Genomic DNA, 14590 nt, shown 5'->3' with positions numbered 1-14590 from the left:
CATTTTCCCACGTCAGAGGCACCTTTCAGACTTTAATGACGCAACTCCGGCACATCGTCATGACATCTCGAGGCTAATGAAGTCGCTGAGTCAATGATATTGGCGAGGTCGAGGGGGCGGCTCCACATGGGCCAGTGCCCTGTGGGGAGGTCGATGATGTCGAGGTGTTCGAGGTTCGCGACTTCGGCAAACATGGGGTGGCCTGCTCGGACCAGCTCCATCACCTGTTCGCTCGAGATCGAGCAGCACACCAGGGTGGTCGGGACGTTGCGGCGAGCCTCGTTCGTGAGACCGACGGGTTGACGAAGCACTGGGCCGGGCTCAGGGACGGCAAGGGCCCGAAAACGCTCGAGGACTTCTGCGCTCAGGCCTTCGAGGCTCGCCTGCTGCGCGAGCATATCGAACGACGGCAGCGGTAACTCATTCAACTCATCCGGGAAGTCGGGGGCGAAGACATTCCCCGCCGCCACAGGGCCGGAGTCGACCCACACCACCCGGTGGACAAGCTCAGGGTGCCGGTCAAGGACGAGGCTGACGGGGGCGTTAGCCCCACTGTGGGCGACGAGAATCGCCGGCTGATTTCCGTGTTGGGAAATGACGCCTAGGATCGCTTCTGCCTGGTCGTCGAGAGTCTTCGTCGCACGTTCAGAATCGTCCGTGTCAAGACCAGGCAGCGTCATTGCGATTGCACGAGAGTGGTCGGTTTTCAGGTGTTCAAGGACTTCATCCCACGCCCAAGCGCCCAGCCAGTGGCCGGCGATGAGAATGATGGTCGGATTGTTCGTAGTAGTTGTCATGTCACAACTCTCGCAGGCCCTACGGACAAAAGTGTGTCACTATTTATGTCATGAATTTGTCGGGATCTGAACTGTGAAGCGAGCCGAACGGCTCCATGCTCTATCCGAGATGTTGCGCCGCAGTGGCGCGCGGGGGGTCTCCGCCGAACGGTTGGCGAGAGAGTTCGAGGTATCCGTGCGCACGGTCAAGAGAGACCTCAATGCGTTAGAGAACAGCGGTGCGCCACTATGGTCGCGCCCAGGTCCGGGCGGTGGCTACGGATTGGCCGTCGGCGCGTCCCTGCCGCCTGTCAGCCTGTCCCCAGCGCAGGCCGTGGCGCTCATGGCAGCCGTGTCCGCTGCACCCGATGCCCCCTACGCCGATCTGGCAGCAGCAGGTATCCAGAAGATCCTGGACGTCCTCGATCCCAGAACCCGAGCAAGAGCCGACGAGCTGGCCCACCGCGTCTGGGTCAACGCGCTTCCCTCCTCTTCGCGCGCAATCAGGTCGGCACTGGAGGAAGCGATGGTCGAGCAGCGAGTAGTCCGTATTCGCTACACTTCGAGAGACGGCACTACGACCACCCGCGACGTCGAACCTGTGCTGTTCGCCTCCACGAACGGCCAGTGGCACCTAGTTGGGTGGTGCCGACTGCGCAACGCAATGCGATGGTTTACCGTGTCGCGCATCGAGCGGGCCAACGTAACCAAGACGGCCTGTAGTGGCCACACTATCCACGAGGTTGGAGTACCCCCGGCGAACGCTAGACCGGTGCACGGTCGGGGCGAGTGAATCACTGAAGTAAGGTGTTCGGTCAATTTCAATAGCGACCACTCCATGCCGGAAACGGTCGTTTAGGGAACACGCGGCCCTAATCGTCACTTGACGCCCTCACAGGACTGAACTTACGACGATTAGACATGAAACAGATTCTCCTAAATTCTGTCTCAGTTCACCATACGGGCGCAAGGCTCGATCCGAGAAGAGTCTGCTAATTAGCAGGCAGATACGACGTCGATAGGGGAGTGTGGGCGACGCAGCTAAAGAAACGTCTTCTCACTGCGCAGGCGACGTCGACTAAGTATCCTTACGCCCGTCCAGTTTGAGGTTTTGAGGCAAATAACCATTATGCCAGATGGGCCCTCGTTGGACTGGATGTGGGGGAGTGGGAAGAGCAAGCTTCAAGGCTTCAGTGCAAGTGCGACCCTAGGTGCATGGACCGGCAAGTATTTCACGGAATGGCCGAGTGTGTAGGGGCAAATCATAACCCCTACACACTCGACCGAGTCAGCCCTAACCCCAGAAGATGTCTTCGGCATGGCCATCCTCGGAGAACAGGTGCACCTCGATGATTTTGCCGTCACGGATTGAGAGTAGGTCGATGCCACCCATATCCATTGAGCCCCGAGTGTGTTTGCCAGTAAATCGAACCGGAACTGCAACAAGCCCACCGTTGACCATCGACGCGCCAATGACGGCGAGCTGGAAACTACCTTCGCTGACTTCCATCATGCCGCCCAGCAACGCGCCAACACCCTCGATGCCGGTGTGGTCACCGGAAAACCTGTTGGCTCCAGGTTGGTGCCAAACCACCTGGGAATCCAACAGGACCATGGCCGCCGGTACGTCTCCACGTCCAAGAGCGTCAAAGTACATGGCAGCAATGGCCGCCGGGGTCAGATCCATCATTGTTTTCTCCCTCGTTAATTTGCGAACATTTCTATGATTACATTTGGTAACCTGTTACCTCAACGTAACTAAAGGAGATTGTCAATGACGAGCCCAGAATGGAACGTTATGGTTGCCACTTGTCCGTCAAGGACGTCGTTGGCGCGGATCGCGAATAAGTGGACAGCAATGGTCGTCATCTCTCTCAGCGGGGGCCCGCTTCGTTTTGGGCACATTCGACAAGCAATCCAAGGGATTAGCGGGAAGGTCTTGACTGACACATTGCGTGACCTTCAGCGTGATGGCATTGTGTCGCGAACGGCCTTCGATGAAATGCCCCCGCGGGTGGAGTATGCGCTGACTGAACTGGGGCGAACTCTGCAGGAGCCACTGACCGCCCTGGGTAGATGGGCCGAGGCTCACATTGAGGAGGTTGAGTGTTCTCGCAACTCCTATGATGCCGACCGACAACTGCCGAATTCGTCTCTTTGAGATGAATTCGGCAGCAGCAACTAGAATTGCAGGTAGCGAAATCCCGCTCGCCAGCGATTGCTGTACGCGCCGTGGCCTGAGGGCGCGATCTTCCCTTCGAAAGAGTTAACACTGGTGGTGCTTGAAACTGCCTCAGTGTCCTAGCGGGCGTCTCCAATTGCCCCTTAGGGTTTCGTGGCGGCGCATTTCCAAAACGACAGTCCCGCCGAACATCCCCGAGCTAGCTGATGCGACCACTCGCGAGAAGTGAATCTGCACAGTATGGGAACGCCATTCCCCAACCTAGGACGCAACGTTACAAGGCTCACTTGCACCGTGGTGGTAACGAGCGCTGAACCTAGATCTGAACCGCTAACGTCAGGCCCGCGACGGACTCGTGGTCGAACTTTGCTAGCTACATCGACGCACTGGCGACTCACTCACGTTCTGATCGTCGCGGCATCCGTTGGTGGACTGTTTAGTTCGCTATGGCCTGGAGGATTTCCTCTGCTGCCCGGCGGCCGGAGCGGATCGCGCCGTCCATATAGCCATTCCAGATTGAGGAGGTCTCCGCGCCCGTCCAGTGGATGCGGTCCACCGGAGCAGCGAGGGCCTTTCCGTACTGCGTCCAGGCGCCAGCGCCAAGCCGTCCGCCGTAGCAGCCACGGGTGAATTCCTCAGCCGTCCAATCCTGCTCAACGATGTCGAATGGCTCCGCTGCCTTCGCTCCGAAGTACTTCACCAGGGTCTCGACCACGAGCCCGAGGCGTTCGTCTTGGTTCATTGAACTGGCGGTGCGGGCATGGGAGCCCTCAAGGAAGCCGACTAACACGCCGCAGGATCCGTCATTCGGACTGTTGTCCAAGACGACGTTGAAAGCGTCGTCGAAACTCCACACACTGCCGCTGAGTCCGTCTTCGCGCCAGAATGGTGTGTCGTATCCGATCTGGAACTTGATGACGGCCCCGGCTGGCATTTGTTGGGTGAGCCCATCGCGTAGCGGGGGAAGGGGTGGGAAATAACGGATCCGACCGGCTAATGTTTGCGGTATAGCAACGATGACGTGCTGTGCTGTGATGCTTCCGCCCTCATACTCGACGACGACGCCGGTCCGGTTCTGGCGGATGGTCCGGACCACGCTATTGAGTCGTACCGCGTCTCCCAGCGCCGTGGCCATCCGCTCAGAGATGAGGTGAGTTCCGCCGAGGACTCGACGCTCTTGGGCACCTCCGGTGGTGCTCATCAGTGAATCCAAGCTGGTCCCGGATTTGACGTAGAAAAGAAAGTGCAGGAGTGAAAGTTCGGGAGACTCGGCAGAGAACAGCGCCGGAACAAGGATGCGGAAAAACCGTCGAGCGAGGCTGTCTTCGGTGTGGGAGACAAGCCAAGAGTCAAGCGTCTGGCGATCCAAGTCCTCGGCACCCTCGGTTTCCCATGGTTCGCCAACCGCCACCATTGAAGCCAAGGCTTCCAGCTGGTCCCAGAGCCGGCCAACCTCCACGGCCGCCTCGGGCGGAAGCCCAAACGTCCTGTCCGAGTGGCGAACAATGTTGCCGTCGAACACAGTCAGGGCTTCGCCCTGGTCGAAGCTGCGGAACGTCTCAAGTCCCAGGTCCTCGATGAGCTCAAGGGTTACATTCTGCGTAGGGCCGACCCATTGGCCGCCCATCTCCACAGGAACTCCGTTGCTAAGAAAGCCCCCCATGTTTCGACCCGCTACCCGGTTACGGGCCTCAAGTACGATCGTTGTCTTGCCTGCCGCTACCAACTTTCGAGCCGCGCTGAGGCCGGCTAGACCCCCACCCACCACAAGTGCGTCTACATCAAACATCCCAAGATCCTCCAAGAACTAACTCAGTCATGAAACTAAAGATGAGGGCACGATCGGCCTCTCCGTTGTGAAACTTATCCAGTTGATGTGTTTGCTCTGAGACTGGGGCCGTACAGATACAGCACCAGCCTCAGAGCAAAGACATTGGATCGATCAGACTACCGGTACGAACGCGGCCTGACCCTGCATAGCCGAGGATCCCAAGTCGCCCTTGGGCAAAGCAGTCCCTGCCTCGACGGCCTGCGCCCAGTCTTTCGTGGTGGCAACGGCGGCAAAGTTGGAATGCAGGAGCACCAGCAAGGTCTCGTGCAGCTGCTGTGCCCCGACCTGTCCCGCCTCGTTCGCCAAGTGGATCGCGCCACTGGCATCGGAAAGTACCTCAACTGCGAAGCCTAGCGGTTCGGCAGCTGCTGCGGTGGCCAGGTCGCAGTTGTTGGTCATGTAACCGACTAGGGAGATGGAGTCGATCTCGTTTGCCCGTAGCCAGGCCTCGAAATCGGTGCCGGCAAAAAAACGCTGGCGTAACTCTTGACGAGGTGCTTCCAGGAATCCTTGCGGCGGGAGGCAATCGCCGGGTGCAGTTGCCATCCCTCGGAATCCTCGGCGAAGACCGGGGCCCCGGCCGGGTACTGGTGTTGGACCACGGCAATGGGCATCCCCTGCTTTTCGGCAAGGTCAATGGCCTTGGTGATGTTCGCTAGGGACTCGTTGCGGTCCGGGTACTGGATCTCTAGCGGTCCCCCTTCTGCAAAGTACTCGTTTTGCACGTCAATGATGACGAGTGCGCGGCGCAATCCGGCCATGGTGGGCTCCCATTCGTTGTTATTTGCTTGGTTATCCCAGCGTGACAGCGTCCAAGAGTGTAGCGTGAGTGTCGTATATGCACATCTTCGATGGAAATGGGCCAACATGAAAATTGCCATCCACGCATTTAGTGGAATGACCATGTTCCATCTGGCGACCCCGCTGCTCGTGTTCGGTGAGGTTGCTCGGCTGGGCCTCGCTGACGACTGGGAGGTGAAAGTGTTTACCGAGGACGGACTGCCGGTGCGCAGCGCTGAAGGCTACGTGATTAGCGAGGTGTTCGGGTCGAAGGTTACCGACGACGCTGACCTGGTGGTGTTCCCGACGTGGTTGTCACAGCTTCCAGATCCTTCCGAGGACTTGCTTAGGCTCGTTCGGCGGTCGCATATGCGTGGAGCCACGATTGCGGGCCTGTGCCTGGGCGCATATCCAGTGGCGCGCAGCGGCGTCCTCGATGGCCGCACTGCCGTGACGCACTGGGATGCAGCCCAGGCCGTGGCGGTCAAGGCGCATGCTGTGGAGTTCAACGACTCCGCACTCTATATCGACCACGGTGACGTGCTCACCTCGGCCGGCACAGCGTCCGCCTTGGATGCTTGCCTGCACATTGTGCGAACACGTCTAGGTTCGGTGGCCGCGGCGGCCGTGGCGCGTCACATCGTCATCGCCCCGCACCGTGAAGGCGATCAGGCACAGTACATTGCCCGGCCACTTCAGGATCCTGACCTTGATGGACCCCTGGGTCGAACCATTCAGTGGGCGCTAGCGAACCTGGACCAGGACCTCGAGGTGGAGGCCATGGCGGCACACGCCACCATGAGCAAGCGAAACTTCACGCGCAGGTTCAAGGACGTTGCCGGCCTGTCCCCGGCGCGCTGGGTGCTCGGTCGTCGGCTCGATGATGCTCGCCAATTACTGGAGACCACAAACTGGAGTATCGCCCGGATTGCCGATTCTTGCGGCTTCGGCAGCGCAGTGACCTTCCGTCAGAATTTCATCGCTGCCTACTCCACGACCCCGACGTCGTACCGGACCCGCTTCGCGAGCCGATAGGCTCCGGTCATCCGGCGGGAGACTTGTCCTGCTTGCGTGCATAGGAGCGATTTGCCCGCTGCCTGGCGCCGCAGCGTTCGGAGCACCACTGCCTCCTTGCGTGCGTTCGAACCATGAACCGATCACACGGTGCCGATGCGCAGCGCGCGATGCGATGTGCATCCGGGCCGGTCAACAACGCGGCGGCGTCCTCGGCGATTTGCGCCATGGCGTGATCGACGAGTTGGGTTGTTGGGTGGTTGGGAACCCGGAGCAGCCCTTCGTTGGGGTCGTATTGCAGCAACGCCGCGCTGGGCACTGCGGTGAGGGCACGGTTGATGCCGGACAATGACCCAGCGTTCGGTGCAATGCCTTCGGTGCGCGACTCCAGTACCCTGCGGAGGTTGTCTCTCAGGTCCGTGAGCTGAAGTTGGCAATAGGCCAGCAAGCCTGCGCCTTGGGGTGCGAGGTCGTGGCTGATGAGCCATGCGGTGGCGTTTTCCGGGGTGTTGAGCTCATCGACCCGCTGCCCACCCGGGAGCGTGACGATGCTGTTGGCCAACGCCAGGCACGGATGCTCGGCGGTGCCTGGAGCGGGAGGTATAGGGACCTTTGTCATAGTACTCACGGTATCAGTTGCGCTTTGGCGTGATAAACCTCTACAGTTGAATTATCACGTCAAAAACAACTTTATCCCGTGATAAGTGAGGTAGTTCATGAGCAAGCCAAGTCTTTCCGGCACCGCCCCCTTTGTAATGTCGGTACTCGACAATGCGCTCACCGGAGTCGGTGTTTCAGCCCAGGAGTCCTACGATGAAGTCATCTCGTTGGCGCAGCTCGCTGACCGGCGAGGTTACCAGCGGTTCTGGATGTCCGAACATCATGCCATGCCCGGCGCGTCGATCCCATCGCCACAGCTCATGATGGCCAGGCTCACCGGCGAGACCGCCCGCATCAGGCTAGGTGCGGGCGGGATCATGCTGCCCAACCATGTGCCCCTGGTGATCGCGGAGCAGATCGGCATGCTCGAGGCGCTGGCCCCGGGACGGATCGATCTCGGCCTGGGGCGGGCACCGGGCACTGATGGAGCAACCGCTGCGGCCCTGCGCCGTCACCACGCGGCAAACGATGAATTTCCCGAGCAAGTCGCAGATCTGCTCGGGTTCTTAGGAAATAGTTTCCCTGAAGATCACCCCTACAAAGGAGTGCCCGCCGTGCCGGGTCCCTGGCAGGCCGAGCAAAACCGGGTTCCGCAACCGGAGGTTGGCGCTGATATCTGGATTCTGGGGTCATCGACCTACTCTGCACAACTGGCCGCCCGACTTGGCCGGCCGTACGCTTTCGCGCTGCAGTTTGGCAGTGCCGACATCCTCAATGCCATGCGGATCTACCGCGAGAACTTCCGCCCTTCGAGCTTCCTGGAGGAACCATACAGCTTGGTGAGCGTGGGGGTTGTTGCCGACGAGAACCGAGTCGAGGCGCGGCGCCAGTCGGCTTCCGCCGCCATGGCAATGCTGAGAATGTTCCAGCGCAAGTCCTTCGCACTGCTGCCTCCCGAGGAAGTGGAAGCCTTCCAGGGCACCGCCCAGGAGCGGCAGGTTATTGAGGAATACACCGATCGGGCACTTCATGGAACCGCCGCCGAGGTGGCAGAGGGCTTGGAGGAGCTCCACGGACAAACTGGTGTCGACGAGGTGATGCTAGTTGTTCAGGGATATTCGCGCCGTGCCCAAGCGCGCACAGTGGAACTGATCGCAGACCATTACAGCATGCCGACCAACTAACGGGGATTCGCCGAATCGGGTGTCTGGCGGGAGAGCAAGACCCGGCGTATGACCGGGGCGATCCAGAGGCCATTAAGCATGAGAACCAGCACGCAGAGCAGTTTGACGCGCGTGGGCGTGCTAGCCAGATCTGGTTGGATAAAGGCACCCGAAGCCAAGAGCAAGGCCAGCCCGACCCAAATCAAGGGGCTTTGCTGCCGCCTCAAGGAGCCCCGGTTCGTGGATCTTGCGCTTTCCCACAAGACATAGGAAACCGATCCAGTCAATCACCAGAATGGTCACGAATGAAAAAACAAGGGCTAGGATGTGCACGGCCAGCCGATCCGGTGCGTTACCGGTCCGAAGTCGCCGTGGTGACCCACCAAAATCGAGGCTATCCACCCGGATGCGCAAAGACCACTGAGCAGGATAAGCCGGATGAGGTCCTCTCGTTGCTGCTCGCGGGGGAGCGTAGCCGTGGCGGGTTGTACCGCAGGCACCGAAGAACAGGCTCGTCGAGGTCCTGGCGCTAAAGTAGTGGCGAGCGTTCCGGGCCCGGTCTACTGGTAGCCACGGGTACCACGGTTTGGACTTCGTTCATGGGTGGTCTTTGGGAAAGTAGCGAGTAGAACGTTTGATGGGTGCCAGACAGTGTGCCGGGGGGCCGGGTGGCGCTTCGGGTCCAGATGGGCCCCGGGTCACCGGACGGGCGCGCCCCGGTCGGAGCGCCGGATCCGGATCCGGCGCTCCGCGATGTTCATAGCCTTGGTGGCCACGGCGCCGTAGGCGATGCCGACCAGCAACGAGGCAGCAACGGCCAGCGCCTTGGAGGTCTGGTCGAGCAGCGGATAGACCATCCAGTGCGAGACGTAGATGAACAGGGTGGCCCCGGCCAACACTGCGGTGAACCGATGAAGGATCCGAGGTACGGGGAGGGCAGGAATCCAGATCAGCGCCAGCAGGCCGACCAACAACGTGGCGTTGCGGAAGGAATTTTCGAACAGGCCCGGGACCGCCAACAGGGCCACCGCCGACACCGTGGCACGGTGCCACCACCTCCGGGATGCTGCGGCCGCCCAGCCCAGGGCGAAAATCCAGAGCACCGGCCCCTGACCCGGAAACGGCAGGTTCACGATCCCGAAGCGCACCGATAAATCCAGGCCCGCGATGGCGAGCGGGAACGACCAAGGCCACCGGCGGCAGGCCCGGTCAACGGCTGGAATCGCCAGCAGCGCGGCAAGGCCCAACAGGATGTAGACCAGCACCTCCACGAACCAGAAGCGCGCATAGCTGGTCCAGCCCGGCGGCCCCAGGATCGCGTTGAGCAGGAATACATTCGGCCAGCCAAGGGTGTCGCTCACGGCGAACGCGATCCAGATGACCACGAGGCTCGGGGCGATGATGCGCGCTACAGTGCGCAGGTGCCTGCGCAGCCGGGCCCGGCGCGTGCCCGCAAGCTGGAAGCGCGCAAAATTGTAGCCCGCCAGCCCCATCAGCACGTGTGCGGTGCCCTGCCACGAAAAGAGACCGACGTGGGTGGACACGATGAAGATGATTGCCACCGCGCGCAGCACGATGCCGGTTTCCAGCGGGGGCGCCAGTCGGCGCAACACCTGGACGGGCCAGCGCGCCACGGAGCCTGAACGGGTTTCCGCCGGTTTCCGGGCCAAGAACGTCAATTCACTGACCGGCATCAGGTGCCATCCGCCGGGTAGCTTTCCCAGGATCTGTTCCAGGCGAACCGAGGCGGCAACGTAGGACAGCGAATCACCGCCCAGGGACACGAAGGTGTCGTTCTCGCCGATGTCCTCACGCTCGAGAGCCTGGGCGAAGGCCATCCTGACCGTGTCCTCCACGCCGCCGGCATCCAACGCGGCATGGTCGCCAGCGTCGACGGAGGTCGATGCCCGCTCGGCTCCCAGCGCCAGTACCGCAGGATAATCCGGTTTTCCGTTGTCCAGTCGAGGAACCTGCCCCACGCGCACAAGCCTCACCGAACCTCGGGGTAACCCGAGATCCTGCTCCAGCGCCTTGCCCAGCAGGGGCAGGTCACCATCACCCTCAACGGCGGCCACGATCCCTTCGTCGGTGCCGGCGGCGGCGGCAGCCGGGACGCCCAGTTCGGACAGCAGTCGTTCCACCTGGCCGAGGTCCAGGCGCAGGCCGAGGACCTTCACGAAACGGCTTCGCCGACCCACGATCTCGTACAGTCCCTCGGAGGTACGCCGGGCAAGATCCCCTGTGTGCAATTCGCCCACGACGCGACCGAGTTCCAGGTCCGCTGGTGCTTCGGCATAGCCGAGCATCACGTTGGGCCCCGAGTAGACCAGCTCCGCTTCGTCCAGTCCGGGGACCGGTTCCAGCCGGAAGCTGCCGCCGGGGATCGGCACCCCGATGGACCCGGGATTCGCGGCGGCAAGGTCCGGAGGCAGATAGGCCATCCGTGCGGTCGCCTCGGTTTGCCCATACATGACGAAGAGGTCCCAGCCGCGTCGCTGGCCCAGATGGGTGTACGCCCGCACCCTTGCCGGGTCGAGCCGGCCGCCAGCCTGGGTGATGTAGCGCAGGTTTGGCAGGTCCATCTCGGCGAACCCGACGCGATCAAGCAAGTCAAAAGTGTATGGCACGGCGGCAAACGACGTCACCTTCCGTGCCCGGAGAAGCTCCCAGAAGCACGGGTCCACCACGGAGGTGTCGGTCAGTGCGATTGAGGCCCCGGCCGCGAGATGGCTGTTGACCACCGACAACCCGTAACAATACGACAGCGGCAACGTCGTGGCAGCGGTGTCCTCAGGACGCAAGTCCAGGTACTCGGCAATTGCCTCCGCGTTGGCCTGCAGCCCCTCGGCGGAGAGTCGCACAAGTTTTGGCGAACCGGTGGATCCCGAGGTACTCAGGAGCAGGGCAAGCTCGGGATGCAGCCGATGGCGGGTCCCTTCGCGGCGTATCTCAAACCCACGGCCGTTCCCCGCGGACCTGACGACAACGTCAGGGTCGTAGGCGGCTATCAGCGCCTCGGCGGCCTCGCCCTTGCCCGGGGGTAGGATGAGCAGCGGATGCCCGGCTGCCAGGGCGGCCAAGTAGACCACCACCGAGGACAGGGTGTTCTCGGCCTCGAGTGCAACGAGCCGGCGCACGGTCCCCAAGGAGCGGGCTACGCTGTCAACGCGATCGGCGAGATCCCGGTAGCTCAGCGTGCGGCCATCGACGTGTATAGCGGCACGGTCTCCGAAGCGCGCCAATTCGGCGGCGAAGTAGACGGCGCAGAGTTCTGGCTGGAGTGTCATCGACCAAGAGACTAGTAGGCTTGGCTAACCTAATTCAAATGGATTATTTCACTAGCGCTACAGTCGCGTCTATTTTCGGGCCTATCGGCATTTTTTGATCGGACTTTAGTCGCGAATCCTGTTAATCATGACGGGTCAACCTCTTGACCTTCCCCCATGATGGAAGGTGCAGACTCGGGTACAGAACCAACTCACGGGGAAGTTGCGGGCCCTGTGTGGACACGCTGCAACGAGACTTTCGGAGGGAGTATATCTGAAGCAACAACTGATTTCGATTTGGCCGTCATCGGCTCCGGTGGCGGGGCGTTCGCGGCGGCGATCCGGGCGGCCAACTTCGGTAAACGGGTGCTTATGGTTGAGCGTTCCACCGTCGGCGCGACGTGCGTGAATACCGGTTGCGTTCCGTCCAAGGCGATGCTGGCCGCTGCCGAGGCCCGCCACATCGCCTTGGATTCGAGCCGGTTCCCGGGTTGTTGGCGCTAGGTGCGTGGGTCAGTAGTCGGGAACGGCAATGACCTGGTTGGTCCTTAAAACGCCGGTGGATGAGCCGGGATTCCGTGCCGGTGCTGGGATAATTGGGGGTATGGATACTTCTTCTTCCCAGCCGTCCGATGGTCTTTTTGATGCTGGGCTGATCGAGCGGGTGGAGGCCCCGGCAGATGGCCGGATCGATCTGAACGGTGGGCAGCGGAAGCGGTTCAAGGATTTTGAACCCGATGCGGTGATGTTGGTGCCGCCGTCTTTGGAGGAGTGGCTGCCTGAGGGGCATCTGGCCCGGTTCATTGCCGAGTTGGTGGAGAACGAACTGGATTTGGATCGGTTCTATAAGTCGTATGTGAAGGCGAAGGGTCAGCCTCCGTATGATCCGCGGTTGATGTTGCGGGTCCTGCTCTACGGGTACTGCACCGGGGTCCGTTCCTCCCGTGCGATTGAGCGGGCCTGTACCGACATGGTCTCGTTCAGGTGGTTGTCGGCGCAGCAGGCCCCGGACTTCCGCTCCATCGGACGCTTCCGCGAACGCCACCTGGCCGCTTTCGCGAACGTGTTTTTGCAGGCGCTGGAACTGTGCCAGGCCGCGGGGATGGTGAAGCTGGGGAAGGTTGCCCTGGACGGGACGAAGGTACGGGCCAACGCTTCCAAACACAAGGCGATGTCCTACGCCCGCATGACCGAGAAGCAGAAGGTTTTGGCCCAGGAAATCAGTGAGCTGATGGAGGAAGCCAAGACCATCGATGCCAATGAAGACGCGAAGTTCGGGCCGGGCAAGCGCGGGGATGAGCTGCCGGTGGAACTGGCCAACCGACAGGCGCGGGCTGCAGCGATGGCCATCGCCCGGGCCTCCATCGAGGCCGAAGCTGCGGCGAAGGCACGCACCGAAGCCGAGTCGAAAGCAGCCAACCGCGGGAACGATGATGATGACATCACCACTGCCGGGAACAAGGCCGCTGCAGAGGCGGTGCCCAAGCCCACGGCGCAACGGAACTTCACCGATCCAGATGCGCGGATCATGAAGCGCGCCGACGGCTCGTTTTCCTACAACTACAACGGCCAAGCCGCCGTTGACGCATACCGGCAGGTCATTGTCGCCGCGGAGATGAGCCAGGGCGCCAACGACTACGGGCAACTGGCCCCGATGGTCGCCCAAACCCGCCAGAACCTGGGGCAAATGCCCAAACAGTGGTTGGCAGATACCGGGTACTGCTCGAAAGCGAACCTCGAACACACCCGGGACATGGAACTAGAACATGGCACGGAGTTCTTCATTTCCACCGGGCGTATGAAGCACTCGGCCCCGATCCCTGAATCGCCGCGGGGCCGGATCCCGGCCAACACGACCGTGGTGGGGCGGATGGCCCGAAAACTGAAAACCAAGCCCGGGAAGAAAGCCTACGCCCGACGCAAAGTCATCGTGGAACCAGTCTTCGGACAGATCCACACCCGGCAAGGCAAGCATTTGCTGCTCCGCGGACTGGAGAAAGCACAGCTTGAGTGGAAACTGCTCGCTGCCTGCCACAACCTCATGAAACTACGCAGCTACCGGGCAGAACCGGCAACATAACGGCAAGGGCGTGGCGGGTCCCGCGCTGCAGCAGGCCCCACACCGCCCCGGGAGGATCCATAACGGGGATCCAAGCCCTTTTCATCACTCCCGGCCGGCAGTTGGACCAAAACGCTCAAATCCAACAAAAATTCCCGCCGACACCAACCCACCCTTCAAAACGCTACTGACCCACACACCTAGTGGCCGAGTATGACGTCGAGTCGTGGTTCACATTCACACTCAGAGATGGCGGCCATATTAGCGACGGCACGCCGTTGGCTAAGGTTGCCGAACTCTATGACCCCCATACCCACGTGGCAGCCACCGGTGTGAACTGTGTGCCCTTGGACTTAGTCTCACCCTCTTTGGAGGCATTGCGCCTAACAACCCGTAAGCCACTGATAGCGTATCCAAATTCGGGCGAATGCTATGACCCGGTCGGCACGACGTGGGGTCCGGCCCCGTGCAGTAGACGGCGTGGAGGATTCCATTGGCGAACAGGCCCCAAACTTTGCTGAACGGGCGGCCTCCTGGCGCGACAGTGGTGCCCAACTCGTTGGAGGCTGTTGCCGAACGACACCGCCTGATATTGCTGCGGTGGCAGGCCTGTCAGAGAATCGTTAGGGATTTTTCTGAACTCACCGTGGTGCCTCATCTAATGTGCTCGCGAAAGTGTCATGCTGCGTGGGGTGATTGGGAGTAGGTCTTGGCGCCGGCCAGCCGGATGATTCGTTGCTGGATCTCGTTGATCCGATTCGTCAGCCCGGCCAGGTCAAGGCTGGCGTAGAGTTCGTCCAGGTGGTGGCGTTGGGGTTCGAGCCAGCACAGGCGAACGTCAAATACGCACAACGCTGATCGTCTTTGCAGGAGGGGGAGCTCCGGTTGCTCCCTCCTGCTTCTCCAACCAACTTCAAGG

At 61.2% G+C, this 14590-nt stretch carries 15 protein-coding genes and 1 pseudogene; 8 read left to right on the top strand and 8 right to left on the bottom strand.

What is annotated here, in order from left to right; translation table 11 throughout:
- Positions 1-32: 32 nt before the first annotated feature.
- Positions 33-797, bottom strand: a complete 765-nt coding sequence (locus ACX80E_RS03425; RefSeq protein WP_459300502.1) for an alpha/beta fold hydrolase — start codon at positions 795-797, stop codon at positions 33-35.
- A gap of 73 nt (positions 798-870) precedes the next feature.
- Between ACX80E_RS03425 and ACX80E_RS03420 the strand changes: the two genes are divergently transcribed.
- On the top strand, positions 871-1569 hold the full coding sequence (locus tag ACX80E_RS03420) for a helix-turn-helix transcriptional regulator (protein ID WP_459300501.1): 699 nt from the start codon (positions 871-873) through the stop codon (positions 1567-1569).
- A gap of 501 nt (positions 1570-2070) precedes the next feature.
- Here ACX80E_RS03420 and ACX80E_RS03415 read toward each other — a convergent pair.
- Positions 2071-2466, bottom strand: coding sequence for a nuclear transport factor 2 family protein (locus ACX80E_RS03415; RefSeq protein WP_459300500.1), 396 nt, complete (start codon positions 2464-2466; stop codon positions 2071-2073).
- An 84-nt stretch (positions 2467-2550) separates the two neighbouring features.
- Between ACX80E_RS03415 and ACX80E_RS03410 the strand changes: the two genes are divergently transcribed.
- Entirely contained in the window at positions 2551-2937 is a 387-nt protein-coding gene (locus ACX80E_RS03410; protein ID WP_459300499.1) for a winged helix-turn-helix transcriptional regulator, read from the top strand.
- A gap of 457 nt (positions 2938-3394) precedes the next feature.
- Here the strand turns inward: ACX80E_RS03410 and ACX80E_RS03405 are convergent, their stop codons facing one another.
- From ACX80E_RS03405 to ACX80E_RS03395, 3 genes are all read right to left on the bottom strand, one after another.
- Positions 3395-4747 (bottom strand): flavin monoamine oxidase family protein, encoded by a 1353-nt coding sequence (locus ACX80E_RS03405; RefSeq protein ID WP_459300498.1) that lies wholly within the window; start codon positions 4745-4747, stop codon positions 3395-3397.
- Positions 4748-4900: 153 nt separating this feature from the next.
- Positions 4901-5206, bottom strand: coding sequence for a hypothetical protein (locus ACX80E_RS03400; RefSeq protein WP_459300523.1), 306 nt, complete (start codon positions 5204-5206; stop codon positions 4901-4903).
- On the bottom strand, positions 5197-5550 hold the full coding sequence (locus tag ACX80E_RS03395) for an isochorismatase family protein (protein ID WP_459300497.1): 354 nt from the start codon (positions 5548-5550) through the stop codon (positions 5197-5199). Before ACX80E_RS03395 ends, ACX80E_RS03400 begins: the two co-directional genes overlap by 10 nt.
- Before the next feature lie 106 nt (positions 5551-5656).
- Between ACX80E_RS03395 and ACX80E_RS03390 the strand changes: the two genes are divergently transcribed.
- A complete protein-coding gene (locus tag ACX80E_RS03390; RefSeq protein WP_459300496.1) occupies positions 5657-6604 on the top strand; it encodes a GlxA family transcriptional regulator in 948 nt (315 codons plus the stop codon).
- 7 nt (positions 6605-6611) lie between these two features.
- On the opposite strand, the gene ACX80E_RS03385 is transcribed toward ACX80E_RS03390, so the two are convergent.
- On the bottom strand, positions 6612-7202 hold the full coding sequence (locus ACX80E_RS03385; protein ID WP_459300495.1) for a CGNR zinc finger domain-containing protein: 591 nt from the start codon (positions 7200-7202) through the stop codon (positions 6612-6614).
- Between the two features lie 97 nt (positions 7203-7299).
- On the opposite strand from ACX80E_RS03385, the gene ACX80E_RS03380 reads away from it, so the two are divergent.
- Complete coding sequence (locus ACX80E_RS03380; RefSeq protein ID WP_459300494.1) at positions 7300-8367, top strand: LLM class flavin-dependent oxidoreductase; 1068 nt, start codon at positions 7300-7302, stop codon at positions 8365-8367.
- A gap of 677 nt (positions 8368-9044) precedes the next feature.
- Here the strand turns inward: ACX80E_RS03380 and ACX80E_RS03375 are convergent.
- The gene (locus ACX80E_RS03375; protein WP_459300493.1) at positions 9045-11633 is read right to left on the bottom strand and encodes an AMP-binding protein; all 2589 of its coding nucleotides are present in this window, start codon (positions 11631-11633) and stop codon (positions 9045-9047) included.
- A 249-nt stretch (positions 11634-11882) separates the two neighbouring features.
- Here ACX80E_RS03375 and ACX80E_RS03370 point away from each other — a divergent pair.
- From ACX80E_RS03370 to ACX80E_RS03355, 4 genes and pseudogenes are all read left to right on the top strand, one after another.
- Positions 11883-12104 (top strand): annotated as a pseudogene (locus ACX80E_RS03370) (FAD-dependent oxidoreductase); the annotation flags it as partial.
- A gap of 253 nt (positions 12105-12357) precedes the next feature.
- Complete coding sequence (locus ACX80E_RS03365; protein WP_459300522.1) at positions 12358-13692, top strand: IS1182 family transposase; 1335 nt, start codon at positions 12358-12360, stop codon at positions 13690-13692.
- Positions 13693-13874: 182 nt separating this feature from the next.
- Entirely contained in the window at positions 13875-14192 is a 318-nt protein-coding gene (locus ACX80E_RS03360) for a homocysteine S-methyltransferase family protein (protein ID WP_459300492.1), read from the top strand.
- Positions 14104-14298 (top strand): homocysteine S-methyltransferase family protein, encoded by a 195-nt coding sequence (locus ACX80E_RS03355; protein WP_459300491.1) that lies wholly within the window; start codon positions 14104-14106, stop codon positions 14296-14298. The genes ACX80E_RS03360 and ACX80E_RS03355 overlap by 89 nt, the downstream gene beginning before the upstream one ends.
- 51 nt (positions 14299-14349) lie before the next feature.
- Here ACX80E_RS03355 and ACX80E_RS03350 read toward each other — a convergent pair whose 3' ends face one another.
- A complete protein-coding gene (locus tag ACX80E_RS03350; protein WP_459300490.1) occupies positions 14350-14523 on the bottom strand; it encodes a hypothetical protein in 174 nt (57 codons plus the stop codon).
- Between the last annotated feature and the right edge of the window lie 67 nt (positions 14524-14590).

The organism is Arthrobacter sp. TMN-49, from assembly GCF_054511095.1.
The sequence above is the reverse complement of the archived record's forward strand: the minus strand, read 5'-3'. Positions and strand labels throughout refer to the sequence as shown.

What these genes read in the sequence shown, in the direction of transcription:
- ACX80E_RS03380 (WP_459300494.1), top strand. Translation starts at nt 7,300, where the DNA reads ATGAGCAAGCCAAGTCTTTCCGGCACCGCCCCCTTTGTAATGTCGGTA.
- ACX80E_RS03390 (WP_459300496.1), top strand. Translation starts at nt 5,657, where the DNA reads ATGAAAATTGCCATCCACGCATTTAGTGGAATGACCATGTTCCATCTG.
- ACX80E_RS03425 (WP_459300502.1), bottom strand. Translation starts at nt 797, where the DNA reads ATGACAACTACTACGAACAATCCGACCATCATTCTCATCGCCGGCCAC.
- ACX80E_RS03355 (WP_459300491.1), top strand. Translation starts at nt 14,104, where the DNA reads ATGACCCGGTCGGCACGACGTGGGGTCCGGCCCCGTGCAGTAGACGGC.
- ACX80E_RS03415 (WP_459300500.1), bottom strand. Translation starts at nt 2,466, where the DNA reads ATGATGGATCTGACCCCGGCGGCCATTGCTGCCATGTACTTTGACGCT.
- ACX80E_RS03375 (WP_459300493.1), bottom strand. Translation starts at nt 11,633, where the DNA reads ATGACACTCCAGCCAGAACTCTGCGCCGTCTACTTCGCCGCCGAATTG.
- ACX80E_RS03395 (WP_459300497.1), bottom strand. Translation starts at nt 5,550, where the DNA reads ATGGCCGGATTGCGCCGCGCACTCGTCATCATTGACGTGCAAAACGAG.
- ACX80E_RS03365 (WP_459300522.1), top strand. Translation starts at nt 12,358, where the DNA reads ATGTTGGTGCCGCCGTCTTTGGAGGAGTGGCTGCCTGAGGGGCATCTG.
- ACX80E_RS03405 (WP_459300498.1), bottom strand. Translation starts at nt 4,747, where the DNA reads ATGTTTGATGTAGACGCACTTGTGGTGGGTGGGGGTCTAGCCGGCCTC.
- ACX80E_RS03385 (WP_459300495.1), bottom strand. Translation starts at nt 7,202, where the DNA reads ATGACAAAGGTCCCTATACCTCCCGCTCCAGGCACCGCCGAGCATCCG.
- ACX80E_RS03410 (WP_459300499.1), top strand. Translation starts at nt 2,551, where the DNA reads ATGACGAGCCCAGAATGGAACGTTATGGTTGCCACTTGTCCGTCAAGG.